At 40.3% G+C, this 27,000-nt stretch carries 19 protein-coding genes and 1 pseudogene; 13 read left to right on the top strand and 7 right to left on the bottom strand.

The features are described from left to right. The first annotated feature begins 1 nt into the window (after window position 1). The 5 genes from pgsB to pgdS all read left to right on the top strand — a co-directional run bounded on the left by pgsB (window position 2) and on the right by pgdS (window position 4,372). Window positions 2–1,183, top strand: coding sequence for a poly-gamma-glutamate synthase PgsB (gene pgsB / locus ACFVP7_RS19680; protein WP_338731223.1), 1,182 nt, complete (start codon window positions 2–4; stop codon window positions 1,181–1,183). 14 nt (window positions 1,184–1,197) lie between these two features. Then, window positions 1,198–1,647 carry a poly-gamma-glutamate biosynthesis protein PgsC gene (pgsC, locus tag ACFVP7_RS19675; RefSeq protein WP_003227889.1) on the top strand — a complete coding sequence of 150 codons (450 nt, stop codon included), beginning with the start codon at window positions 1,198–1,200 and terminating at the stop codon, window positions 1,645–1,647. A gap of 18 nt (window positions 1,648–1,665) precedes the next feature. Then, complete coding sequence (gene pgsA, locus ACFVP7_RS19670) at window positions 1,666–2,808, top strand: capsular polyglutamate synthetase PgsA (protein ID WP_338731221.1); 1,143 nt, start codon at window positions 1,666–1,668, stop codon at window positions 2,806–2,808. Window positions 2,809–2,822: 14 nt separating this feature from the next. Next, entirely contained in the window at window positions 2,823–2,990 is a 168-nt protein-coding gene (gene edmS, locus ACFVP7_RS19665; protein ID WP_003227896.1) for an extrachromosomal elements maintenance protein EdmS, read from the top strand. Between the two features lie 140 nt (window positions 2,991–3,130). Next, window positions 3,131–4,372, top strand: a complete 1,242-nt coding sequence (gene pgdS / locus ACFVP7_RS19660; RefSeq protein ID WP_134154605.1) for a gamma-DL-glutamyl hydrolase — start codon at window positions 3,131–3,133, stop codon at window positions 4,370–4,372. 33 nt (window positions 4,373–4,405) lie between these two features. Here the strand turns inward: pgdS and ywtE are convergent, their stop codons facing one another. Then, window positions 4,406–5,266 carry a 5-amino-6-(5-phospho-D-ribitylamino)uracil phosphatase YwtE gene (gene ywtE / locus ACFVP7_RS19655; RefSeq protein ID WP_396582752.1) on the bottom strand — a complete coding sequence of 287 codons (861 nt, stop codon included), beginning with the start codon at window positions 5,264–5,266 and terminating at the stop codon, window positions 4,406–4,408. A 157-nt stretch (window positions 5,267–5,423) separates the two neighbouring features. Next, window positions 5,424–6,410, bottom strand: a complete 987-nt coding sequence (locus tag ACFVP7_RS19650) for an LCP family protein (RefSeq protein WP_116315778.1) — start codon at window positions 6,408–6,410, stop codon at window positions 5,424–5,426. A 327-nt stretch (window positions 6,411–6,737) separates the two neighbouring features. On the opposite strand from ACFVP7_RS19650, the gene ACFVP7_RS19645 reads away from it, so the two are divergent. Further along, entirely contained in the window at window positions 6,738–8,111 is a 1,374-nt protein-coding gene (locus ACFVP7_RS19645; protein ID WP_024571920.1) for a sugar porter family MFS transporter, read from the top strand. 36 nt (window positions 8,112–8,147) lie between these two features. On the opposite strand, the gene gerBC is transcribed toward ACFVP7_RS19645, so the two are convergent. From gerBC to gerBA, 3 genes are read right to left on the bottom strand one after another with little or no spacing between them, the layout of a single operon-like run. Next, on the bottom strand, window positions 8,148–9,272 hold the full coding sequence (gene gerBC, locus ACFVP7_RS19640; protein ID WP_024571919.1) for a spore germination protein GerBC: 1,125 nt from the start codon (window positions 9,270–9,272) through the stop codon (window positions 8,148–8,150). Then, entirely contained in the window at window positions 9,269–10,375 is a 1,107-nt protein-coding gene (gerBB, locus tag ACFVP7_RS19635) for a spore germination protein GerBB (RefSeq protein ID WP_338731203.1), read from the bottom strand. The genes gerBC and gerBB overlap by 4 nt, the downstream gene beginning before the upstream one ends. Before the next feature lie 5 nt (window positions 10,376–10,380). After that, the gene (gene gerBA, locus ACFVP7_RS19630; RefSeq protein WP_338731201.1) at window positions 10,381–11,832 is read right to left on the bottom strand and encodes a spore germination protein GerBA; all 1,452 of its coding nucleotides are present in this window, start codon (window positions 11,830–11,832) and stop codon (window positions 10,381–10,383) included. Window positions 11,833–12,096: 264 nt separating this feature from the next. Between gerBA and manA the strand changes: the two genes are divergently transcribed. Both manA and lytD read left to right on the top strand, forming a co-directional pair. Further along, the gene (manA, locus tag ACFVP7_RS19625) at window positions 12,097–13,047 is read left to right on the top strand and encodes a mannose-6-phosphate isomerase, class I (RefSeq protein ID WP_046160922.1); all 951 of its coding nucleotides are present in this window, start codon (window positions 12,097–12,099) and stop codon (window positions 13,045–13,047) included. A gap of 129 nt (window positions 13,048–13,176) precedes the next feature. Then, the gene (lytD, locus tag ACFVP7_RS19620; RefSeq protein ID WP_338731198.1) at window positions 13,177–15,819 is read left to right on the top strand and encodes a beta-N-acetylglucosaminidase LytD; all 2,643 of its coding nucleotides are present in this window, start codon (window positions 13,177–13,179) and stop codon (window positions 15,817–15,819) included. Between the two features lie 28 nt (window positions 15,820–15,847). Here the strand turns inward: lytD and ACFVP7_RS19615 are convergent, their stop codons facing one another. Together ACFVP7_RS19615 and ACFVP7_RS19610 are read right to left on the bottom strand one after the other, a co-directional pair. Beyond that, entirely contained in the window at window positions 15,848–17,011 is a 1,164-nt protein-coding gene (locus ACFVP7_RS19615) for a CDP-glycerol glycerophosphotransferase family protein (protein ID WP_116315784.1), read from the bottom strand. A 19-nt stretch (window positions 17,012–17,030) separates the two neighbouring features. Continuing rightward, entirely contained in the window at window positions 17,031–17,810 is a 780-nt protein-coding gene (locus tag ACFVP7_RS19610) for a WecB/TagA/CpsF family glycosyltransferase (RefSeq protein ID WP_043858968.1), read from the bottom strand. Between the two features lie 364 nt (window positions 17,811–18,174). Here ACFVP7_RS19610 and tagD point away from each other — a divergent pair, with 364 nt between their 5' ends. The 5 genes and pseudogenes from tagD to tagH all read left to right on the top strand — a co-directional run. Then, entirely contained in the window at window positions 18,175–18,564 is a 390-nt protein-coding gene (tagD, locus tag ACFVP7_RS19605; protein ID WP_116315785.1) for a glycerol-3-phosphate cytidylyltransferase, read from the top strand. Between the two features lie 143 nt (window positions 18,565–18,707). Then, entirely contained in the window at window positions 18,708–20,843 is a 2,136-nt protein-coding gene (locus tag ACFVP7_RS19600) for a CDP-glycerol glycerophosphotransferase family protein (protein ID WP_338731192.1), read from the top strand. A 554-nt stretch (window positions 20,844–21,397) separates the two neighbouring features. Continuing rightward, window positions 21,398–25,006, top strand: a complete 3,609-nt coding sequence (locus ACFVP7_RS19595; RefSeq protein WP_338731190.1) for a CDP-glycerol glycerophosphotransferase family protein — start codon at window positions 21,398–21,400, stop codon at window positions 25,004–25,006. Between the two features lie 202 nt (window positions 25,007–25,208). Further along, the gene (locus ACFVP7_RS19590; protein WP_251233123.1) at window positions 25,209–26,036 is read left to right on the top strand and encodes an ABC transporter permease; all 828 of its coding nucleotides are present in this window, start codon (window positions 25,209–25,211) and stop codon (window positions 26,034–26,036) included. 20 nt (window positions 26,037–26,056) lie between these two features. Continuing rightward, a pseudogene (tagH, locus tag ACFVP7_RS19585) lies at window positions 26,057–26,962 on the top strand (teichoic acids export ABC transporter ATP-binding subunit TagH); the annotation flags it as partial. Window positions 26,963–27,000: the final 38 nt, after the last annotated feature.

The raw sequence follows: 27,000 nt of genomic DNA, 5'->3' as shown, positions 1-27,000 counted from the left end.
AATGTGGTTACTCATTATAGCCTGTGCTGTCATACTGGTCATCGGAATATTAGAAAAACGACGACATCAGAAAAACATTGATGCCCTCCCTGTTCGGGTGAATATTAACGGCATCCGCGGAAAATCGACTGTGACAAGGCTGACAACCGGAATATTAATAGAAGCCGGTTACAAGACTGTTGGAAAAACAACAGGAACAGATGCAAGAATGATTTACTGGGACACACCGGAGGAAAAGCCGATTAAACGGAAACCTCAGGGGCCGAATATCGGAGAGCAAAAAGAAGTCATGAGAGAAACAGTAGAAAGAGGGGCTAACGCGATTGTCAGTGAATGCATGGCTGTTAACCCAGATTATCAAATCATCTTTCAGGAAGAACTTCTGCAGGCCAATATCGGCGTCATTGTGAATGTTTTAGAAGACCATATGGATGTCATGGGGCCGACGCTTGATGAAATTGCAGAAGCGTTTACCGCTACAATTCCTTATAATGGCCATCTTGTCATTACAAATAGTGAATATACCGAGTTCTTTAAACAAAAAGCAAAAGAACGAAACACAAAAGTCATCATTGCTGATAACTCAAAAATTACAGATGAATATTTACGTAAATTTGAATACATGGTATTCCCTGATAACGCTTCTCTGGCGCTGGGTGTGGCTCAAGCACTCGGCATTGACGAAGAAACAGCATTTAAGGGAATGCTGAATGCGCCGCCAGATCCGGGAGCAATGAGAATTCTTCCGCTGATCAGTCCGAGCGAGCCTGGGCACTTTGTTAATGGGTTTGCTGCTAACGACGCTTCTTCTACTTTGAATATATGGAAACGTGTAAAAGAAATCGGTTACCCGACCGATGATCCGATCATCATCATGAACTGCCGCGCAGACCGTGTCGATCGGACACAGCAATTCGCAAATGACGTATTGCCTTATATTGAAGCAAGTGAACTGATCTTAATCGGTGAAACAACAGAACCGATCGTAAAAGCCTACGAAGAAGGCAAAATTCCTGCAGACAAACTGCATGATCTAGAGTATAAGTCAACAGATGAAATTATGGAATTGTTAAAGAAAAGAATGCACAACCGTGTCATATATGGCGTCGGCAATATTCATGGTGCCGCAGAGCCTTTAATAGAAAAAATCCACGAATACAAGGTAAAGCAGCTCGTAAGCTAGGGGGAAATGCAGACATGTTCGGATCAGATTTATACATCGCACTAATTTTAGGTGTACTACTCAGTTTAATTTTTGCGGAAAAAACAGGGATCGTGCCGGCAGGACTTGTTGTACCGGGATATTTAGGACTTGTGTTTAATCAGCCGGTCTTTATTTTACTTGTTTTGCTAGTGAGCTTGCTCACGTATGTTATTGTGAAATACGGTTTATCAAAATTTATGATTTTGTACGGACGCAGAAAATTCGCTGCCATGCTGATAACAGGGATCGTCCTGAAAATCGCGTTTGATTTTCTATACCCGATTGTACCATTTGAAATCGCAGAATTTCGAGGAATCGGCATCATCGTGCCAGGTTTAATTGCCAATACCATTCAGAAACAAGGTTTAACTATTACGTTCGGAAGCACGCTGCTATTGAGCGGAGCGACCTTTGCAATCATGTTTGTTTACTACTTAATTTAATGTAAGGTGTGTCAAACGATGAAAAAAGAACTGAGCTTTCATGAAAAGCTGCTAAAGCTGACAAAACAGCAAAAAAAGAAAACCAATAAGCACGTATTTATTGCCATTCCGATCGTTTTTGTCCTTATGTTCGCTTTCATGTGGGCGGGAAAAGCGGAAACGCCGAAGGTCAAAACGTATTCTGACGACGTACTCTCAGCCTCATTTGTAGGCGATATTATGATGGGACGCTATGTTGAAAAAGTAACGGAGCAAAAAGGGGCAGACAGTATTTTTCAATATGTTGAACCGATCTTTAGAGCTTCGGATTATGTAGCAGGAAACTTTGAAAACCCGGTAACCTATCAAAAGAATTATAAACAAGCAGATAAAAAGATTCATCTGCAGACGAATAAGGAATCAGTAAAAGTCTTGAAGGACATGAATTTCACAGTTCTCAACAGCGCCAACAACCACGCAATGGATTACGGCGTTCAGGGCATGAAAGATACACTTGGAGAATTTGCGAAGCAAAACCTTGATATCGTTGGAGCGGGATACAGCTTAAGTGATGCGAAAAAGAAAATTTCGTACCAGAAAGTCAACGGGGTAACGATTGCAACGCTTGGCTTTACCGATGTGTCCGGGAAAGGTTTCGCGGCTAAAAAGAATACGCCGGGCGTGCTGCCCGCAGATCCTGAAATCTTCATCCCTATGATTTCAGAAGCGGAAAAACATGCTGACATTGTTGTTGTGCAGTCACACTGGGGACAAGAGTATGACAATGATCCAAATGACCGCCAGCGCCAGCTTGCAAGAGCCATGTCTGATGCGGGAGCTGACATCATCGTCGGCCATCACCCGCACGTCTTAGAACCGATTGAAGTATATAACGGAACCGTCATTTTCTACAGCCTCGGCAACTTTGTCTTTGATCAAGGCTGGACGAGAACAAGAGACAGTGCACTGGTTCAGTATCACCTGAAGAAAAATGGAACAGGCCGCTTTGAAGTGACACCGATCGATATCCATGAAGCGACACCTGCACCTGTGAAAAAAGACAGCCTTAAACAGAAAACCATTATTCGCGAACTGACGAAAGACTCTAATTTCGCTTGGAAAGTAGAAGACGGAAAACTGACGTTTGATATTGATCATAGTGACAAACTAAAATCTAAATAAACGGAGTGATAAAGATGAAATTTGTAAAAGCCATCTGGCCGTTTGTTGCCGTAGCCATCGTGTTCATGTTTATGTCAGCTTTTAAATTCAATGATCAGCTGACAGATCAGGAAAAACAGAAGATTGATATGGAAATGAATAAAATCCAACAGCAGGAAGAACCGGTAAACGCCAATAAATAATTCAAAAAAGAGAGTGTCTGAGGAGACACTCTCTTTTTATTTGCCCAGCATATTCATTCTGTAAAAATATTAAAAAGTCTCTTAACATATTCAAAAAAATACCGATGTTAAAACTGCAAAAAGAGGAGGAGATAATAAAAGTGAACACACTGGCAAACTGGAAGAAGTTTTTGCTTGTGGCGGTTATCATTTGTTTTTTGGTTCCAATTATGACAAAAGCGGAGATTGCGGAAGCTGATACATCATCAGAATTGATTGTCAGCGAAGCAAAAAACCTGCTTGGATATCAGTATAAATATGGCGGGGAAACGCCAAAAGAGGGTTTCGATCCATCAGGATTGATACAATATGTGTTCAGTAAGGCTGATATTCATCTGCCGAGATCTGTAAACGACCAGTATAAAATCGGAACAGCTGTAAAGCCGGAAAACCTGAAGCCGGGTGATATTTTGTTTTTCAAGAAAGAGGGAAGCACCGGCACTGTTCCGACACATGACGCCCTTTATATCGGAGACGGCCAAATGGTTCACAGTACACAGTCAAAAGGGGTTATCATCACCAATTACAAAAAAAGCAGCTATTGGAGCGGAACTTATATCGGAGCGAGACGAATCGCTGCCGATCCGGCAACGGCTGATGTTCCTGTCGTTCAGGAGGCCGAAAAATATATCGGTGTCCCATATGTGTTTGGCGGAAGCACGCCGTCAGAGGGCTTTGATTGCTCGGGGCTTGTGCAATATGTGTTTCAACAGGCACTCGGCATTTATCTGCCGCGATCAGCAGAACAGCAGTGGGCAGTGGGCGAGAAGATAGCCCCTCAGAACATAAAGCCTGGTGATGTCGTCTATTTCAGCAATACGTATAAAACGGGAATTTCACATGCAGGCATTTATGCGGGCGCAGGCAGGTTCATCCAGGCGAGCAGATCAGAAAAAGTAACCATTTCCTATTTGTCAGAGGATTACTGGAAATCGAAGATGACGGGTATTCGCCGATTTGACAACCTGACAATCCCGAAAGAAAATCCGATTGTTTCCGAAGCGACGCTTTATGTTGGTGAAGTTCCTTACAAACAGGGCGGAGTAACACCTGAGACAGGATTTGATACAGCTGGATTTGTCCAATATGTATACCAGAAAGCAGCCGGTATTTCCCTGCCTCGATACGCAACAAGCCAGTACAATGCCGGAACTAAGATTGAGAAGGCGGACCTGAAGCCGGGAGACATTGTGTTCTTTCAATCAACAAGCTTAAATCCCTCCATCTATATCGGAAACGGACAAGTTGTTCATGTCACATTATCAAACGGCGTGACCATTACCAATATGAACACGAGCACATATTGGAAGGATAAATACGCAGGAAGTATACGGGTGCAATAAAAGAAAAAGACTCCAATCTCTGGAGTCTTTTCTTTATGCATATTGGCCTGAAAGAAGCTGGTCTATAAAGTAGGCCACACCATTTTCGTCATTGCTTTTTGTGACAAAGGTGCTTTTTTCTTTTAATTCATCAATCGCATTTTCCATGGCGATACGGTGTCCGGCGACTTCAAACATGGACAAATCGTTTGGACTATCGCCGATCGCATAGATATCCTGTGTTTCAATTCCGTATAGGTCAGCCAGCTTTGTTAACGCGCGTCCTTTTCCTGACGAGGCCGGCAGGATTTCGATAATATGTTTTCCTGAAGAGGTTTGCGCCAGTTTTTTATGATGCTTCAGTTCTTCCTTCGCTTGTTTCAGCTTGTCCATATCAAAGGAGAAGCAAAGAAGCTTATAAATGTTTTCACCGCCGTCAAAAACCGATTCGATATGAGGGATTGGTTTAATGCCAAACTGTTTGAATTGAGTCATGGCTCCTTGCCACAAGTCATCCTTCTGCTCGTTTGGGTTTGCGCTCTTTAGAATGTCAAGCTCCGCGTGCAGCTTAGCTTCACCGTCAAAAGGAGAAAGCAGATGGTCATCTGTATATACCTCAAAGTAAATGTTTTTTGAAAGTAAGTAATCAGCAATCGCTTTACCGGCTTCCTGATCCATTAATGTCCGGCTGATCAAACGGTAACCCGTGTCATGGATCGTACCGCCATTAGCTGCAATGATAGGGATGTCCAAGTCATCCAGCAGCGCTTTTACATCAAATGTCGCTCTTCCCGTGCAAATGGTGACGAGGATGCCGGCATCAACGGCCCGCTTGATCGCCTCTCTGTTTTCCGCAGAAATGACGCTTTCTTTATTCAGTAATGTTCCGTCTAGATCAATCGCAATACATTTCATATGTAGGGGAACCTCCTTAAAAATGAAGCTGCTTCGTGTAGTATGTTCAGCTTGCCTGTGAAACATAATCCATATAAATCAAGGCTAAACGTTACTTTGATAATTTTCAACAAATTGAGCGAAAAAAACGGAATGGCAGTAAACCATTCCGGTAAAATTAGTTGTTTATGTCATTTTTCAGTTCGGTTTTTACTTCTTCTAGCTTATCACTATTTAGTTTCAAATAATAAAGTTTTTTTCGCTCACGAGAGCTGTAGAGATACATATCAGATCCGGTAAGTTGTTCAGTATCAACTGATTTTAATGAAGCTATAAAAGGAAATAAACCGATTGCATCATTTAACGATAAATTCATCTTTAAATTTTCCCCTAAACTATCAACGATATCATCATATGCTGGTATAGAGCTCAATGATTTCGATTTTTTTATAATGGCATTTAGAACTTCCATCTGTCTTTGGCCGCGTTGAAAATCTGTATCAGCTTTACGTGTCCTTACATAAGCTAGTGCTTCTTCACCGTTTAGTGTTTGAACGCCAGTTTTTAATATAACTTTTCCTTTTGTATCTTTTTTAATTTGATTAACTATTTTTTCACTTTCCACATTTATACTAACTCCATTTAATTCATCCACAACATCTTTAAAAGCGTCAAAATTACTTTCTATTACATAATCTACTGGAATATCTAGAAGGTTTTCAACTGTTTTCGCCGAGAGTTTTACTCCTCCGTATGCATGGGCATGTGTAAATTTATCATATCCATAGCCAGGGATGTTAACATAAGAATCTCTCGGTATACTTAACATTGTTGCTGATTTATTTTTTCGATTAAAGGTTACTAAGACATTAGCGTCACTTCGAGCATCGTCAACCGTCTCACCTTTGAAATCTCTTGAATCAATTCCTAGAAGTAATACAGTAAATGAGTCTTTTTTTGGATCAAATTCTTTGATACGTTTAACGGATTGACCATTGTCATTTAGATCAATATGTGCTTGTTTTGACGCATTGTTCAACTTTATATAAGCATACGTACTAATTGAACCAGTCACAATAATTAGAATAGCAAATAAACCAATTGTGAATTTCACCCATTTTTTCAGACGTCTCTTTTTCTTCTTGTGTTGTAATCGTTCCTCCATATCAATACCTCACGTTTCCTTAATATTTGAAGCTTACCATTTTCTTTGTTGTAGCAAAACTTAAAAAAAGGCAGTTTTAGAAAAAAATACCTATACCTATATGTTAGTATTAGACAAATAAGATTACGGATGTGTAGAACTACCTTTATTAGACGCCGCAGCAGGTAAAATGTTTCGGCGACATTGAAAAAAATACAAGTAAATGATTGGAAAACTGATGATCAGCAAAATAAAAAGGTTTAATGGCCGGAAAAAGAGGCTAAAAGATTTCTAAAAAAATCCCACAGACAATGTCATTGCAGCTGATGGAGAAAGGGAGTCATTTTTATGAAAAAGCAGTCAAATATATGGCTTTATTTTTTCGGAGCTCTTGGAGGCGCGTTATATGGCTATGATACCGGAGTGATTTCCGGAGCTATTTTATTTATGAAAAAGGAGTTAGGCTTAAACGCGTTTACAGAAGGTCTTGTTGTCAGCTCCTTGCTGGTTGGGGCGATATTAGGCTCAGGAGCGGCCGGCAAGCTGACTGACCGTTTCGGAAGAAAAAAAGCAATTATGGCGGCCGCGCTGCTGTTTTGTATTGGCGGTCTTGGTGTGGCGCTGGCCCCGAATACGGGAGTCATGGTGCTGTTTCGCATCATTTTGGGACTTGCAGTCGGAACATCGACGACGATCGTGCCGCTTTATTTATCTGAACTGGCGCCAAAACATAAACGCGGGGCGCTGTCATCACTGAATCAGCTGATGATCACGGTCGGCATCCTTCTTTCTTACATTGTCAATTACATATTTGCCGATGCCGAAGCGTGGCGCTGGATGCTTGGATTGGCTGCTGTGCCGTCATTGCTCTTGCTCATTGGCATTTTGTTTATGCCGGAGAGCCCGCGCTGGCTGTTCACAAATGGCGAAGAAAGCAAAGCGAAGAACATTCTTGAAAAATTGCGTGGCACAAAAGATATTGATCAGGAAATACATGATATAAAAGAAGCGGAAAAGCAGGATGAAGGCGGCCTGAAGGAGCTGTTCGATCCATGGGTGCGCCCAGCACTTATTGCCGGTTTGGGACTCGCTTTTTTGCAGCAATTTATCGGAACGAATACGATCATCTACTATGCGCCAAAGACCTTTACAAACGTCGGATTCGGAAACTCCGCTTCGATTTTAGGCACGGTCGGAATCGGCACAGTCAATGTTGTCATGACATTAGTAGCGATTAAAATCATCGACAAGATTGGAAGAAAGCCGTTACTGCTATTCGGGAATGCGGGCATGGTGATCAGCTTGATCGTTCTCGCTTTAGTAAATCTCTTTTTCGATAACACTCCGGCTGCCTCATGGACGACCGTCATTTGTTTAGGCGTGTTTATCGTTGTCTTTGCGGTCAGCTGGGGACCGGTTGTATGGGTGATGCTTCCTGAATTGTTCCCGCTTCATGTCAGAGGAATCGGGACCGGTGTTTCGACCTTAATGTTGCACGTTGGGACACTGATTGTTTCACTAACCTATCCAATATTAATGGAAGCGATCGGAATCAGTTATTTATTCCTGATTTATGCCGCGATCGGTATCATGGCGTTCTTATTTGTCCGATTTAAAGTGACAGAGACAAAGGGAAAAAGCCTTGAAGAAATTGAGCAGGATTTACGGGACAAAAACGGACAGGGAGGATCGGCCGGAAAACAGCAGACTGTTGGGACATAAAAAAGGGTGCGCGATCATGCGCACCCTTTTGATTGCTTACTTTCCCACCGTGCCAAAGTTAATGATTTTAAAAGAAATATCGTACTTAAAATCAGCCTCAGAAAATATTTCATCCCAATGCCCTTTTACTTTATTCCAGTAGTCAGGGTGTTGAATCCTTATGTGGTCTGATAAAAAGACCGGATCGGTTTTATACTCGTGCTGCAGTTTATCCATCACCTGCTTTACATCTCGTTCAAGCTTTTTTTCAAAAATGTTTTCCAGCCTGTGCAAATAACTTTTGCTGAACGAGTTTTCATTCGGGTTTTGGTCTTCTGTCAGGATGCCCTTCGTTTTAACAGAAATATGAAAGACAGGTTTTCCGTTTTCAATGACCGGCTTAATTTTCGTTTTCGACTTTTTAATTTCAAACGTAATCGGATGTCCTTTATCTGTCGTTGGCATGACACCGCCTTGGATCGTCCCCATGACCCATGTCAGTGTTTGGGTTTCATCAGCTGAAAGAAACCCAACGAGTTTATTGCTGCCTCTTTTGATAACGCCTGAACCGTCATACTTGGCTTTTCCCTTTTGGTTTTTCACGGCTTGAATAAGATAACTGTACCCGTTCTGAGAGTATATAGATGCTCTGCCGATGCGCAGCGGTATCATAATCTTACCGTTATATCCGCTGTGAGTTGTCAAATCAATCAGTTTTTCTGAGGGCATCGGCTGCTGCTGATTGGGATTTCCTTTTGTGAAAACATCCGCTGCATTCCCTCTGGCTGCCATCAAATAGCTGCTTCGCCGCAGCTCATCATCCCGGATAAAGTGGTTGAAGACTTGGTCTACATTTTGATTCCTCATCAGTTTTTCTCCCAAAAGAATCACTTTTAAATGATCGCTATAAACAGGAGGGTCCTTGATGGATACATCACTGACTGCTTCCAGAATAGTTTTCCCGTAGGACGTCACATTGACAAATTCGGGTTTTCCGGATGCTTGGCTGTCTTCGCTTTGGGGAAGAAGGTTTTGATACGTCAGTTTGTACTGGTGATCATCTGTCTCATCTATCGCCAGCCCTCTGGCGAAAGATAGTTTCTCAATATTTTTGACATCCCAGCACCCGCAGAGAACCTGCAGCATAAGAAACATGACTGCGAGTTTTGTTGCTGTTTTCATTGCAGCTGACCCCTCCCAAGTTTTTTCTGTACCCAGCTTAAAAGCCAGACGAAGAATGGAATTGCAATCACAATTAAGAAAGCATATCCAAGAAGCGTCCCGTAATAAAACACGTCATTCAAGTCCTTGGGATACATCGTTATGAAAAACGTCGCAACCAGCATTGCAGTCAGCAGCCAAGCATTGTTTTTATTTTTTAGATGAAAGATTTCCGTTAACCCGATATGGGCGCCTTTGAAGGATCCGAGCATACAGGTAAATTGCTGAGCTGTCCAGGTCAGCTGTAAAAACAGATCAAATCGTTCAATAAAAATACCCGGAACCTCTAATGCGTGGATGAGGGAAATAGTCGGCCATGTCACCGTTTTTGCCTCAGCCACAGTCATACAGCCAATCACAATGAACAAAGTAATGCTGTAGAACACTGTAGAAGTCCCGATCCCAAAAGCAACAGCCTTTTTCGCTTGCTTCGGATCTCTCATAAATGGGACGAGATAAAAGATGATTTCAAATCCTGAGAAATATAAAAGTGTTTTTGGGAATAAAGAGAAAAAACTTTGATAGCCTCCTTCAAAAACAGGCCGGATAAAATCGAACTGGAACAAGCGAAAGCTGAACATCAGAAGCATCATAAAAATAATAAGGGTTATAGGAAAAATATAAGCGTATACTTTTGCAATTGAATAAACGCCTCCGCCCACATGATAGATGGCAACTGCAAGAAATAAAAACACCACAACTGCCATTGGCGTATTTTTCAACAAAAAGAATCCGACAACCTCTCCCAAAATCCGAGCTTGAAAGCAAACAATCCCAATGAAATATAGACAGATATATAAATTCAATAGAAAGCCGATGAATTTTCCAGCTACAATGCTGTTGAGCTTAAAAAGAGTTTTTTCGCTGTTTTTTTGAAGGAAAGGCAAAAAAAGCAGAACAATGATAATAAAAATAACGCCCTGCAGCAGTATCATAAGCCATCCGCTCGGACTGCCGGTTTCGGCAGCTGAGCGGGGAAGGGTTAGGACCCCGGCACCGATCAGTGTGCTGCTGATCATAATGAGCGTCTGCATAAATGTCAGTTTATGCTCTGATTTCCTCATAGCCATCACCTTTGTCTGATGTTATCTTCAGGATCGTTTCGTGTCGGTCTTCTTTTTAAAAACATCGTGGGAATACGGATGACTGTGTCTTTCAAATCCTGTCCAGGCTGCGCCATGATCGGGATAATGTAATCCTCGCCAAAGCTTTTCAGGCGCATAAGCTGGCCGATCACAAACAGATAAACCATTATAACACCATACATGCCAAGCGCTGTTGCACTTATCATAACCCCGATCCGAATGATCCGCAGCGGAAAGTTATAGGCGTATGAAGGAACGGTAAAGGATGCCAGTGCTGTGACAGAAACGACAATGACCATAAGCGCACTGACAATTTGTGCCTGAACAGCTGCCTGTCCGATGACGACCCCGCCGATAAGGCCAATTGTCTGTCCAATCGGCTTAGGCAGCCTTAATCCGGCTTCTCGAATCAATTCGATCGTAAAGATCATGATAAAGGCCTCTATAAAAGGCGGGAACGGTACGTTAAGCCTGCTGCCTGCAATGGAAATGGCCATTCTAGTCGGCAATAGCCCGGTGTGAAAAGAAACGAGAGAAATATACAGACCGGGCAAATAAATGGTGATCAGGATGCTGGAATAACGAAGAAGGCGTACAAGTGACATTGGGATCCAGCGCTGGCTGTAATCATCGGGCGAATGAATAAATTCGTCAACCGTAGCCGGTACAATCAAAGCAAACGGCGTACCATCCACTAATATGGACACTCGTCCTTCTAATAGAGCAGCCTCTACACGATCTGGCCGTTCTGTACTTAAAATCGTGGGGAAAATTGAAAATGGTTCGTCTTCAATCAGCTGTTCAAGCGTCCCCGATTCCGGCAAATTATCTATATTGACTGATTTCAGCCTTTTAAACACTTCTTTGACCACATAATCTGGGGCGATATCCTGAATATAAGCGACAGCGATTTTCTTTTTCGTCCTTTTTCCGAGTGTCATTTCTTTGATGACGAGATTAGGATCACTCGTCCGTTCACGTAAAAGCGCCGTGTTTGTCCGCAGTTTTTCAATAAATCCTATTTTAGGGCCGCGTTCCACGACTTCGGAGGAGGGTTCATCAAGACTGCGTGTTGTGACTGACTTTGTGTCAAAAGCTAATCCTCCGCGATAGCCATCAGCGAGCAAAATGGCTTGACCTGAAAAAACGAGTTGCTCTATTTCTTTCATTGTAGAAACAACGCTGTGGTGAAAGCCGAAAAAAAAGGCGGATAAGTCTTCAATCGAGCTTTCCTTATGGGCTAACGCCTCTTTTTGTAAAGGAGAAATGACGTATTGCGCCAGCATTTTATTCTCTGTCAGACCGTCAATATACAGTAAACACGCCTTTTGTCTGCTATCTCCGAATGCAAATGTATAAAACATCATATCGTCGTTTTGTCCCAATGTTTTTTTCAGTGTGTCTAAATTGTTCTGGAGATCAGAGTCGATTTGCATAGTTTCTCTCCTTCGTAAACAGATTGACGGTTTTTATTAATTTGTATCAAAAAAGGAGAATTATTCTTATCGAGGAAAAGGCTGAAACAAAGCTTCTTTTCGACGTGATATAATAGATAGGAAGCGTTTTCTTTGAAGGGGTAATGAAAAGATGATGCTTTGTACATATGTTGTCATCGGAAAAAGACAGCTTATACGGGCGTTTGTAAGAGGGGCGCACCGGGAAAATGATGATCAGTTATTTACAGGGGAGGGGTACGGATCATGACGCAATCACCGATTTTTCTAACGCCTGTGTTTAAAGAAAAAATCTGGGGCGGAACCGCTTTACGAGATAGATTTGGATACAGTATTCCTTCAGAATCAACGGGGGAATGCTGGGCCATTTCCGCTCATCCAAAAGGACCGAGCACTGTTGCAAATGGCCCGTATAAAGGAAAGACATTGATCGAGCTTTGGGAAGAGCACCGTGAAGTATTCGGCGGTGTAGAGGGGGATCGGTTCCCGCTTCTGACAAAGCTGCTGGATGTGAAGGAAGATACGTCAATTAAAGTTCACCCTGATGATTACTATGCTGGAGAAAACGAAGAGGGAGAACTCGGCAAGACGGAATGCTGGTACATTATCGACTGTAAGGAAAACGCAGAAATCATTTACGGGCATACGGCCCGCTCAAAAACCGAACTTGTCACAATGATCAACAGCGGTGACTGGGAGGGCCTGCTGCGAAGAATCAAAATTAAACCGGGTGATTTCTATTATGTGCCGAGCGGAACGCTGCATGCATTGTGCAAGGGGGCCCTTGTTTTAGAGACTCAGCAAAATTCAGATGCCACATACCGGGTGTACGATTATGACCGTCTTGATAGCAACGGAAGTCCGAGAGAGCTTCATTTTGCCAAAGCGGTCAATGCGGCCACGGTTCCCCATGTGGACGGGTATATAGATGAATCGACCGAATCAAGAAAAGGCATAACCATTAAAACGTTTGTTCAAGGGGAATATTTTTCGGTGTATAAATGGGACATCAATGGCGAAGCTGAAATGACTCAGGATGAATCCTTTCTGATTTGCAGCGTGATAGAAGGAAGCGGTTTGCTCAAATATGAGGACAAAACATGTCCGCTCAAAAAAGGTGATCACTTTATTTTGCCGGCTCAAATGCCCGATTTTACGATAAAAGGAACTTGTATTCTTATCGTGTCTCATATTTAAACTTAATCTCACTTCGAGGTTAAGTTTTTTTTATTAGAAAATGGAAGTGATTCACCTATAAATGAAGCATGCGCGTGCCGATAAATAAACTAGTTTTATATACTCATAGAATAAGAAAGAGGAGAAGGAATGAAAAAGAGACTAATCGCACCTATGCTTCTATCCGCCGCGTCCCTTGCCTTTTTTGCCATGTCTGGTTCTGCCCAGGCAGCCGCGTATACCGACTACTCACTATATCAAGTAGAGCCGTCGAATACGTTCAGTACAGAAAGCCAAGCCTCACAAGCTGTCGCCAAACTGGAAAAAGATACTGGCTGGGATGCATCCTATCAGGCATCAGGCACAACAACGACCTACCAAATTTCCGCCTCAGGCATTCATAGCGAATCAGAAGCGAAAGCAATACTGAGCGGACTCGCCAAACAGACATCGATTACAGGAACGTCAAGTCCTGTTGGAAGCAAACAGCCATATGTCACCATCTCGTCAGGTGCCATCTCCGGAGAAAAACAGGCCAATAATATCTTAGCAAAGCTGAAACAGGAGACGGGAGTGGCTGGCGCTGTAAAAGCTTACGGAGCAGCTCAGCCCTATATGAACGTCATGACATCAGACATTGCTGATGAGACAAAAGTCAAGGCGCTTATCCAGAGCCTGGCCAAGCAAACGGGGATTAAAAGCTCGTATCAGCCCATCACACACACGGTGTCTGTCACAACCATTCAGTCTGGCACAATCGTGGGAGACAGCAGAGCAGCGCAGATCAAAAACGCCTTCCAAAAGGAATCGGGGCTGCATGCATCATTAAAGGAAACGGTGAAAGGACAAGCCTATTATTCGTTCACAACTGCCGCCATTTCAGGTGAAGCGAATGCCAAGACTCTATTGCAGCAGCTGAAACAGAGCACTGGCATCACAGGCAGCTACAAGTCCATCAATCAAAAAACAACCGTTGAGTCATACAATGTCCAATCAGCTTATTTCAAAGGGCTGAGTACAGTAAAGGACGCCATCAGCCAAATCAAGAAAAACACCGGCGTATCCGGCAGTTATCAACAGGTTGGAAAAAGCACATCATATACCGTGAATATGAAGGGTATAACAAAACAGCAGCTCCAAAAAATAGACACTTTCTTTAAAAAGAAAAAATGGCATTACACGTCATCCAGCGTCAAAAAAACGACAACGTCTGCAGCTTATCAAATCACGACGGCAAAGGTTTTAGGCGAGCAGCAAGCAAACAAAGCAGCAGCCTTCTTTGCTCAGAAAAAAGTAAAAGCTGCAAAAACAGCAGCTGGATCAACAGCAGAAAATCAATATCAGCTCATCTCAGAAGAAACATCAGATCAAGCAAAAGTCACAAAGGGTTTGAACATATTAAAGAAAAATCAGCTGAGTGCTTCTGCGAAATCCGTCAAAAAACAAATAGCTGACACGTTTAAAATCACAACCGAATCTCTGCTTGATCAAACGAAAGTCAATCAGGCACTCACGTTTTTCAAATCGAATCATATATCAGCAGCAAGCCAGAAAACCGGTCAGACAGCTGCGAGCAGCTATCAAATCACAACTGAAGCTATCATCAGCCAAGAAGAGATTGACCGCGTTTTAACATTTTTCAAACAAAATAAAATCGCAGTCACAACATCAAAAACAGGCCAGACTGCATATACACAATACAAAATCGTGACAACACAGCTCAGCAGCAAAACAGCATTGAACAATGGGTTAACCTATCTTAAATCGAAAAGTGTAATCCCCAGCTACACATCGAAAAGCAATACGCTTTATAAAATCAGCGTAAATGAGCAGTTCACAGGCAATGATACAGCTGCTGCGGCATCAACGAAGCTAAAACAATTATACGGATGGACATCATCTATCGTGAAGATCAAAAACGGCCCGCAAATCATGAAAACAAACTACAATCTCTCGCTTCGTGATATGGTCCAAAAACAAATGACAGTAAGTCCGCAAACAGACGGAGCGGCTTACGTATCGCTCACGTACATTAATACAGCAACATCAACCGTTACGGCTGATGTACTAAATATCCGGTCAACGCCGGAAGTCAGCCCGACAAACGTGATCGGCCAGTTTAAAAAAGGCGATAAAGTGAAAGTCATCGGACAGATAAACGGCTGGGCTAAGATCAATTTGGGCTGGCGAAACGCAAGCAGTGATGAAGTAGTTCAATACGTGGATCCGAATAACTTTTCCAGAGACAGCAAATACTACTTCCAATTTCTCAAGCTGTCACAGACAGCGGGTCTCAGCGTTACTGAGGTCAATCAGAAAGTGCTTGCGGGTAAAGGCATCCTGACAGGGAGAGCAAAGGCATTTATCGATGCCGCCAATCAATATAGCATCAACGAACTGTATTTAATCTCACACGCTCTTCTGGAAACAGGAAACGGGACATCCGCTTTAGCCAATGGATTAACCTATAACGGAAAAACCGTATACAACATGTATGGAATTGGAGCATACGACAGCAATCCGAATTACTACGGAGCCAAATATGCGTACGAGCAGGGCTGGTTCACACCTGAAGCGGCCATTATCGGCGGAGCTAAATTCATAGGCTCATCGTATATCCACAACACAGCTTACAATCAAGATACACTGTACAAAATGAGATGGTCAGCTACAGCGACACATCAATACGCAACAGACATCGGCTGGGCGTACAAACAAGTAAACCGCATGTACAGCCTGTATTCATTGCTGGACGGCTATACACTTTACTTTGATGTTCCGGAATATCGATAATCATCATAAAAAGACCGGCCATGTTCCATTAGGAACCGGCCGGTCTTTTTTCATTTTCTGTCATATGCTCGCTCATAAAGTTCAACAGGCGCATGCTGGCATCACCTGTTGAATATTGATGCCACTCTTTCGCAAACCTCTTGAAGTTTTCCTTTGTATCGGACATTTCTTTGATTTCTTTCAACAGCATTTCGGTGTCCATGCAGGCTCTGCCGGGGATGACTGCTTCAAAATCATCGATCAGTCCGCGTTTTTCATTATACTCTGCCATATCATACGTGAAAAACAAAATCGGTTTATTTAACAAAGCGTACTCAAAGGCAACTGACGAGTAGTCGGAAATCAGGATGTCACTTTCCATCAGCAAATTCTTTAACGGAACGTCTGATACGTCTTTGATCAACCCTTCGTGTTCTTCAAAAGTAATCTGTTTCCGCACGGCTGGATGTAGTTTGACCAGTAGCAAAAATTCTCCCTTCAGTTCTCTGGAGAGCTGCTCCTTAGAGAAAGGGAGACGAATGGACGTCAAACAATAGTCCCTGTATGTCGGCGCATACAGAATAAGCTTTTGGTTCGGGCGGTCAGCTGTTTTTCTTTTGACATGAAAGTATTCATCAGTTAACGGAACACCCGTCCGCAAAAAACGGTCATCTTTCACTCCGAATGACCGCTTGAAAATATCCACCATTTTTTCAGAGCCGACAACGATATGATCAAATGAACGATACACCTTTTTAAACCGTTTGATATCTCCGGCGGATCGATAGCGGTTTCCGATATCTTCGAGTCCAAACTTCTTCAAAGCGCCGGACGCATGCCAAATTTGAATGCATGTCGTCTGAGGACGTTTATTCAAAACACTTGTCAGCAGAAAATAATTATCCGTTAACACAAATTTACACCTAAACATCCGGTATACGGCTTTAATGAGATGAATCGGATTTTTCTCGTTGATTATTTGCGATCGAACAGAAGGATATTCATCTGCAAGGGAAACGGCGTGCCTTGTAAAAAGGACTTCCATTTCAAACGGCCAGCTGCTGCTGACATACTCATCAAGCAGCTCGCGCGCATTATCCGGAAAGGAAGCAAGCAATACAGCTCTATCGCGAGCTTTTATCCTTCTGAAAATAAAACCGGTCAAAGCGAGACCGGCCGAGTAAATCATAACCAATAAAGAACGTATATTCATTCGTTACTCAAACTCTTTTCTACACATCGATTTTAGATTGTTCTTTGATCTGCTCCGGATAGTAGTGCCGCTGTTTTTGAACTCTTTCCTCTTTCAGAACGGAAAAGACATATTTCGGGATGTTCAGCATCCGCTTCCACCTTGTCGGATTGGTCAGCAGGCGGTACATCCATTCAAGATTAAGCTTAATGAATATTTTCGGCGCTCTTTTCACTTTTCCGCTGAAAACGTCGAAGCTCCCGCCGATGCCGATCGCAATCGCCTGAGGAAATAGATGCTTATGTTCATAAATAAACTTCTCCTGATGAGGATATCCGAGAGCCACAAAAACCATGTCAGGCTTGGCAGCCGCGATTTGCTTCGCAACTTCGTCTTTGTCTTTGACATAGCCGTGCGAGTATCCGGCTAGCTCAATTCCGGGATATTCGGTTGAAAGCCGATCTGCAACAGCTTGAATAATCTCTTGTTTGGCCCCGTATAAAAATACCCTTTTCTTTTTGCGGTCAGCCAGGCCGAGAAGGTTGATAAATACATCGTACCCCGCGATCCTCGATTTTAATCTGCTGTTGATCAGCCTTGACGTCAGGACGATGCCGATTCCGTCAGGCAGGATAAAGTCAGCAGATGAAACTGTTTTAAAATAATCCTTGTCTTTTGCAGCCGCATACCCGATCTCAGGGTTTACCGTTGCGATAAATGCCCCCTCATTGCGGTCGATAAAGGATTCTTCAAGATGACTCAAAAATCCGGGCAAATCCCCGTTAACATATGCAAGATGATGAACCGTTTCCGTTTGCAGCATAGTTTTTTCCTCCTTCCGGTTTAAGAAGTGTAAGTATATACGAATGTATGATAGTCGAAGATTAAGAGACCAGCCCATAAATTCAGGAGGTCTAACGTATATTTTAGCATAGATCATTCATAAAAGTTTAACAATATCTTTACATTAGTTTTAGATTTTTTACGTCTTATTCAGAAAAGGTTCAAATTTTTTTAGATAAAATTTGGAATTTCATTTACACTAAACAATACTTAACGTTTGATAGGCGATGTGCTATAATGAATGATCAGTAAAGACCTGTGAAATAAATGTAACTTATCGAGTGTTTTTGATATATTAATATAGCTTTTCGCCTTAAGATTAGAAAGGAGAGCGCATGACAATGAAGAAAGTCATCACATACGGAACGTTTGATTTATTACATTGGGGACATATCAAGTTATTGGAACGGGCAAAACAATTGGGGGATTATCTAGTCGTAGCGATTTCGACTGACGAATTCAATCTTCAAAAGCAGAAAAAAGCATATCACAGCTATGAGCACCGCAAGCTGATTCTTGAAACGATCCGCTACGTAGACGAAGTCATCCCGGAAAAAAACTGGGATCAAAAGGTACAAGATGTGATCAATCATGATATCGATGTATTTGTCATGGGGGATGACTGGGAAGGGAAATTCGACTTCCTGAAGGACCACTGCAAGGTTGTTTACCTCCCGAGAACCGAAGGGATTTCCACGACGAAGATCAAAGAGGAAATCGCGAACCTTTAATGTCGGCTCAGCATAATAAAAATTCAAAAAAGTACTTCTTAAAAAAGATAAGAAGTGCTTTTTGTTTCGTATACGAGTCATTTTAATATAATAAGTATGAACAGCTTTGTTTTTGAATAAAAAAAGAGGAGTAGACAGACTTTATGGATAGTGCAATTCCGATAAAATTTCAGCTGCTGGAAATAAAAATTAATGATACTGGCCTCTATTTTGTGTTCGAAAGTTCTGTCTCTCTTGATCATGTCGATGTTTTGGCAGTTAACCGCAATACGAAAAAAGACATGCGTGTAACATGTAACAAAATAAGCGATTCAGAGCAGTTAAAAGCAGCGAAAGTATCTTTAGATGACCTATCTAACCTGATGATAGACGAAGCGGTCATTGATTTTTATGTACTATATAAAAATAATAAAAAATATCAATGTAAAAAGAGGATTTACACAGCATCAAAACCGATCGAGCTGTCTTGGCATAAGGATCGAGCCAATCAGTTCATTTATTTACCGTATAAGACCCTAAAAGGCCACTTCGCTCTCGATGTTTTACGAAGTAAAGCAGTGGCTGAACCAGACAGCATGAAGTTATGCTCCGACGGAAAATTAATGATCGGAGGCTATACTTTTCTGCTAGATGCTGAAGAACGTTCAATAGTAAAAAGCAGAAAGCTGGTTTTAAAGGAAATTAGCCAAAACGATAAGGAGAGGTTTTTTGATTTCCCTTTAAAAGACGTTCAGCGCGGCGATCTATCAGCTGATTCTTCAGATCATACCGTAGGGTTTGAGGTGGAAATTGATCTGAAAAAGCTATATGAAGAAAACAGGATGCCTGCTTTCTTTCAGTTTTATATAGAATACGTAGGTGAAGATGCTGCAACAGGGGAGGAAATCATTATAAAAAGCAGGGCATTCAGGCTGATTGATGATATAGACAGTTTTTCAATTGTTGACACAAAAAAAGGACCGGCTCGTTTTCACATTTATCCGCAGAAGCGAAAACGGAGCATGTGTCTAAGAATGAATGATTACACGATCAGAACCCGTGCGGTTTATTTTGCCAAAGGAAAAGGTAAAAGGCTGATGTCAGTCATCCGCAAAGGCAAGAATGAAGTAAAGAAAAAGATTTCGGGCATGGTGAAGAGGGCATACTATTTTACTTTTGGACTGGCCGGCAAACTGCCTGTTAAAAAGAAAACCGTCATTTTTGAAAGCTTTGCCGGTAAGCAGTACAGCTGCAATCCAAGAGCAATTTATGAATATATGAAGGAACATCACCCGGAATACAACTTAATATGGAGTGTAAATCCGAGTTATACAGAAATTTTTGAAGAAAAAAATGTCCCTTATATTAACCGATTCACGCTGAAGTGGCTGTTCGCCATGGCAAGGGCGGAATATTGGGTTGTAAACAGCCGGCTCCCTTTATGGATACCCAAACCAAAGCACACGACATATGTGCAGACGTGGCACGGGACTCCGCTGAAAAGGCTTGCCGTCGATATGGAAGAAGTGCACATGCCGGGCACCAACACTGAGAAGTACAAGCAAAATTTCACTAAAGAAGCATCGAAGTGGGACTATTTAATATCCCCGAATCGATATTCAACCGAGATTTTTGCCCGCGCTTTTCAATTTAACAAAACAATGATTGAGTCCGGATACCCAAGGAATGACTTTCTGTATACAGACAACCGCCCGGAAACAATGAAGGCCATAAAGAAAAAAATGAATATCCCCGAAGATAAAAAGGTTATCTTATATGCACCAACATGGCGGGACGATCAGTTCTATAAAAAGGGAAAATACAAATTTGACCTTGATTTGAATATGGAAAAGCTGCGAGAGGAGATCGGCGATAATTACGTCATCATTTTAAGAATGCACTATTTAGTCGCGGAAAACTTTGACCTTTCACCGTACAAAGGATTCGCATATGATTTCTCAGCATATGAAGATATTCGCGAACTTTATATGGTATCTGATTTGTTAATTACAGATTACTCTTCAGTATTCTTTGATTTCGCAAATTTGAAACGTCCAATGATTTTCTTCGTTCCAGACATTGAAACCTATCGTGACAAGCTGCGCGGCTTTTATTTTGACTTTGAACAAGAAGCACCAGGTCCGTTAGTCAAAACGACTGAGGGAGTAATTGAGAAAATCAAGGAAACAGAGACATCTGACTATCGCCTGCCTGACATTTTTGAACCTTTTTATGAAAGGTTTTGTTACCTTGAGACGGGCAACTCTTCGGAAAAAGTAGTGAAAATTGTATTTAAATAAATACAAAAAAGCCATTGCTTTCTGTAATGGCTTTTTTGTAAAATATCTTCTGATCATAATAGAGAAAAAAGGCGAAATTTTCAGAAGGGAAAATTCGAGGGCCAATTATGCTGGACTATCCAATATTCCCCATGAGAATAAAAAGTTTTGGGGTAAAATGTTACAAAAGCAGGGTTCTTAATTGCTTATATAGTCTTAACTTTTAAGTAAACTTATGCTATTCTAATATTTATCATAAAAGTAATCAACAGTCAAAGATTTTAGATAGTATCTGGATATGTTGTGAGATCAACAGATGTTGCAGAATAAAAACAGGTTTAATATTTTTTACGAGAGTGTTAAAATTTCAATGGTAATTAGTTTGGGATGGTAACATTTTTTTAGAAGTGATGTATGTTACTTCTTTTTTTCTTGCCATTAATAATCACTGGGAAAATCTGATTTTTCATAATATGAAAATGTATCGGAATCCATATACAAATAAACTAAATTACAAATAAAAACTTCTTATAATAATAGAATACGTATTAATCCTGAAGGAGACAAGAAAAATAATGAACAAAAAAGTTTTGAAAAGAAAAATAAAATTCATTAAAGACCCTATTGAGAACTATCTCAAAAAAGGAAATCATAGAAGAAACAATAAATACGCTAAATTTTATAAAAAGTTGAGTGTTGTTGATAACACGATCTTGTATGAAAGCCGTGACGGGAATAGTATCACTGACAGTCCTTTTGCAATATTTGACTTTTTAATAAAAAATCCAGATTTCAAAAATTATAAGCATATTTGGACTATTGCAGATTTTGAAGCGCTCGAGCCGGTTATCTCCAAGTATAAAGATATGCCGAATGTTGAGTTTGTTAAAAGAAATTCAGATAAATACCTAGAATATTTAGCTACTGCAAAGTATTTAATCAATAACTCAACGTTACAGTCATTTTTTATATGCAAGGAAGAACAAGTATATATAAACACGTGGCATGGAACGCCGCTGAAAAGCATGGGATTTGATATTCCCGGAAATCCAGCACATTCACAAAACGTACTTAGAAACTTTATAAGTGCAGATTACCTGCTGAGTCCCAACAAGCATACTACTAATATGTATGTAAACAGCTATAAGTTAAATGGTCTGTACAGTGGTGAGATTATTGAAGAAGGCTATCCAAGGATCGATTTTACCCTTAATACCAACTCTGAAGAGTTTAAAAGTTATTTAAAAGATTTAAGTTTACAGATCTCAAACAATAAACAAACGATCTTATACGCTCCTACATGGAAAGGTAATAGTGTATCAAAAGTAAAAAACGACGTTTTTCAAATTATTTCTGATATGAATTATTTGGAGGGGGAAATTGGCGGTGAATATAATGTATTAATTAAAGTTCACCCGTTCTTATATAATGAGGCTTCCAAAGTTTCAGAACTAAAAGGAAAACTGATACCTGACTTTATTGACACTAACCAGTTGTTAAGTACTGTTGACATATTAATAACTGACTATTCCAGTATATTTTTTGATTTTCTTGTTACTGATCGGCCAATTTTGTTTTATATGTGGGATGCGGATGACTACAATAAACAACGAGGAAAATATATTAACAATGAAGATCTTCCGGGTCCTGTCCTATACAATGTAAGGGAATTAGTCGAAGCGATTGGCAATATTGATAAAGTGAAAGCAGAGTTTGAAACAAATTATAAAAAGAATAAAGTGAAATTTACAAATCACGATGACGGAAATGTTACTAAAAGAGTAGTTGAGAAAATCTTTAAAAATAAAGGACAATTGAATGTAATAACAGATCTGGATAAAAAGAAAGAAAAGATCTTGATCTATCCCGGAGGAATGAAAAATAACGGCATTACTTCTTCCTTTCTTAATTTAATGAATAATATTGACTTTGATAAATATGATGTAAGCTGTTTTATGAAAACTCCGCACTCAAGAGAGGTTCTTAACAATATCAGCAAAGTGAATAAAAATGTTAGATTTATATTTAAGCCTGGTTTACCAGTTTACACGCTGTTTGATGTATACAAAGATAAGCTGGTTCACAATAGAGGAGCTAACGGGAAACTGGAAAAGAAGTTGTACCCGGAGGATGCATATTTAAGAGAACATAAAAGACTTTTTGGGAAATCTAAATTTGATTATATAATTGACTTCAGTGGTTACAGCTTATACTGGGCCAAATATTTAGTTAGCGCTGATGCAAAAAAGAAGATTTGTTACATGCACAATGACCTCTTGTCAGATAGTGAAAGATTGGTAAATGGACGGCGACCGCACAAAATCAATCTGAGAGGATTATTCTCTATTTATAATAAATTTGATAAGTTGGTAAGTGTTTCAAAGGGAACGATGGAGTTAAACAAAAAGAATCTTTCTATTTATGCGGATGAGGATAAATTTGATTATATAATGAACTCAATTAATCCTGAAAAAATTCTCGGGAGCGAACACTTAAAAGAAAATGACACTGAGAATTCAGCAATCGCTGAACAAAATCATGATGAAATCATAGCCATTAAAAGTTTTAAAGCAAGGGCAAAGATTGTAAATGTCGATGGTTTCTCCATTATCAATTCACTGTATGATGAGATGAATCAAAAGTTAACACCCGCTAAGGATTTTGAAAATAAAGAAGTCGTCATTATACGAGAAGCACATACTAATGATGGAAACGTATTTTATAAATTTACTATAAATGACAGTATTATTGGATGGTTGAACCAAGAGGCTTTTGAATTATTGCCAGACAGTATTTTACTTGAAAAGAAAGTCAATAGGCTGGCGGTCATTCAACACCCAAATAGAAACGACATCTGGAATAAACCTTATAAAACATTAAATGTACAAAAAGTATCTTCCAGCAAACAATATAAAGGAATTATCGTTGAGGTAGATAAAGAAGTCAGAACTCAGCATTCTTTCTACAGCAGAATATATATAAATGATATATTAATAGGATGGATTGATAACTCAGCCTTGAAAATTGTAAAAGAGTATGAGTCGGATACAGAGAAACAATCTGCGATAAACAATGAGAAAGCTAAGATTAAGCGGAAAAATTATGAAAAACACTCAAAGATTATCCAAGGGCTGGAGAACAGAACATTAGAAGAAACAAAGATGAATTTATTTGCGACTATTACAAATGGCGAAAATTATACAATCTGGACCAAAGCCTATCCTAATAACGGATGTAAAGAAATATCATCTGCTGAAGAGTTTAACGATACCATAGTTGTAATCAAGAAAAGCCACAAGACAAAAGAAGGGGAGTACTACCGATTCTTTGCAGATGGAAAAGCGATTGGATGGTTGGACTCTAGAGCCTTTAATATTATAGAAGAGCCTGTCATTGCAAGAAGCGTAGCAGTGGAATACGATGCGATTGTGAACTTAAGTGAAACTGATTTTATTTATAATAAACCTTTTGATTTACCTGGATGTAAACCTATAGAGGACTATCAAAAATTCGACAAAGAAGAAGTGCAAATTGTTGAAGAAGCTCTTACACAAGAAGGCACTTTTTGCAAAGCAGTCTTAAATAATAAAGTGTTGGGATGGGTAGGACGCAAATCTTTAAATGTAATTGAGCCTCCTGGAATAAAAGTGGGTAAGATTCTTATTCCTAATCCATCTGAAAGTAATTACAATTTTGTTAATATGGGAAGACTTTCTCCTGAAAAAGGGCAAGATAATCTAATAAATGCCTTTCATACTCATATTCAGAGTTATCCCGATAGCAGGCTTTATATTTTAGGGGACGGCCCTTTAAGGAAAGATCTCCAAAGAATAGTGGACAGTTTAGAGCTTCAAGATCACGTCTTTCTGGTAGGACAACTTGAAAATCCGTTTGGTTTCATGAAAATGTGCGACTGTTTTGTACTGTCTTCTCATTATGAAGGACAACCAATGGTATTATTAGAGGCAATGACTTTAGGAATGAGAATATTGGCTACTGACATTATTGCCAATAGAACAGTTTTGGAAAACGGCCGATACGGAACCTTAGTAGATGATAGTATAGCTGGACTTGAGATTGGTTTAAAAACAGTACGAACAGAGACTAATACTGTTACGCAAGCCTTTGATTATAATGAGTATAATAAAAAAGCTATGGATAGCTTCTACAAAGTTTTGAACTAACAGAAAATGTTGAGGCATTTGCCTCAACATTTGCTTTTTAGTATCACTGAATCGGTAAAGTGGTTCCGTAGTTTAAAGCTTTTGTGTGATCTGAATTGGTCTCCAAATGTGAAAAAAAACTGATCATCTGTTACAATAAAGAGCAGTGCTTTTAATAGGGTTCTTTTGCAGCCCAAATCTTAATCCCTTAAGGAAGATTAGAATGAATGCATTAGTGAAAATACTGAAAGAACAAGTAATATCGTTTCCTTTAATCTTGCGTTTAGCAGCTTACGAAACAAAATCAAAATATCAAATGAATTATTTGGGCGTATTATGGCAGTTTTTGAATCCGCTCATTCAAATGTTGGCATATTGGTTTGTATTTGGGATCGGGATCAGAAAGAGCAGTGAGATGATTACAGGCGTCGGACAAGTACCTTTTATCATTTGGATGCTAGCTGGTTTGATTCCGTGGTTTTTTATCAGCCCGACGATTCTAGATGGTTCAAACAGTGTATATAAGCGAATCAACATGGTGGCCAAAATGAATTTTCCAATTAGCTCGCTTCCTTCAGTAGCGATTGTGGCAAACCTGTTCAGCTATTTTGTGATGATGGTGATTTATATCGTTGCATTAATAGCGTCTGGTATTTATCCAAGTCTTCATTGGATTGAATACATTTACTATTTTATCTGTATGGTTATATTTATGTTTGCCTTTAGTTTGTTTAATTCAACCATTAGTGTGCTTGTTAGGGACTATCAGTTTTTGCTCCAATCTGTGACAAGGCTGCTGTTTTTTTTGTTGCCTATCTTTTGGGATATAGCACATCAGTTAGGGAAAGAGCATCCCGTTTTACTAACAGCTATTAAACTGAATCCACTTTTTTATATTTTAGATGGATTTAGAAGCAGCTTTTTCGACGGAAGCTGGTTCTTCGAAGATATAACATACACGTTGTATTTCTGGGCTTTCACATTATTGCTCTTGACCGTAGGATCTGTCCTGCATATGAAATTCAGGGATAGGTTTGTTGACTTTCTTTAATACGTAAGGAGATTTTAAAGATGAAACTAAAAGTTTCGTTTCGAAATGTTTCAAAACAGTATCAGCTTTATGAAAAACAATCGGATAAAATTAAAGGGCTGTTTTTTCCGAATAAGGATAAAAGTTTTTTTGCTGTTCGGAATGTCTCCTTTGACGTGTACGAAGGGGAGACGATCGGATTTGTGGGGATTAATGGATCGGGAAAATCGACGATGTCCAACCTGCTGGCAAAAATCATTCCGCCGACAAGCGGTGAAATTGAAATGAACGGGCAACCTTCTCTGATTGCGATTTCCGCAGGATTAAACAATGCGCTGACGGGCAGAGACAACATTCGTCTCAAGTGTTTAATGATGGGTCTCACAAATAAAGAAATTGATGAGATGTATGAAAGCATCGTTGAATTTGCAGAAATCGGTGAGTTTATCAATCAGCCGGTCAAAAGCTATTCCAGCGGAATGAAATCCCGGCTTGGCTTTGCGATCTCAGTGCATATTGATCCCGATATTTTAATTATTGACGAAGCGTTATCAGTAGGTGATCAAACCTTCTATGATAAATGTGTCGACAGAATTACTGAGTTTAAAAATCAAGGGAAAACCATTTTCTTTGTCAGCCATTCAATCGGTCAAATCGAGAAAATTTGCGATCGGGTCGCCTGGATCGATAATGGCGAGCTTCGCATGTTTGATGACACAAAGACGGTCGTAAAGGAATATAAAGAATTTATCAGCTGGTTTAAAAAGCTTTCCAAAAAAGAGAAAGACAAATATAAAAAAGAGCAATTAGCAAGTCGCAAAAAGGTTTTGTCCGAAGAAGATCTAGCTCATCCTGAAAAAGAAAAGAAAAAACAAAAATCTTTGGCAAATATCATTCCGATTGCAGGTTTATCCATCCTGCTCGTATTGGCCGCCGGAGCGATGTTTGTTTAAAAGTTAAAGCTATTGGATATGGGCTGACCCAT

The sequence above is a fragment of the Bacillus sp. SG20033 genome (assembly GCF_044570195.1).
GTDB lineage: Bacteria > Bacillota > Bacilli > Bacillales > Bacillaceae > Bacillus > Bacillus subtilis.
Note: the sequence above shows the minus strand (reverse complement) of the source record. Positions and strands in the feature narration are given on the sequence as shown.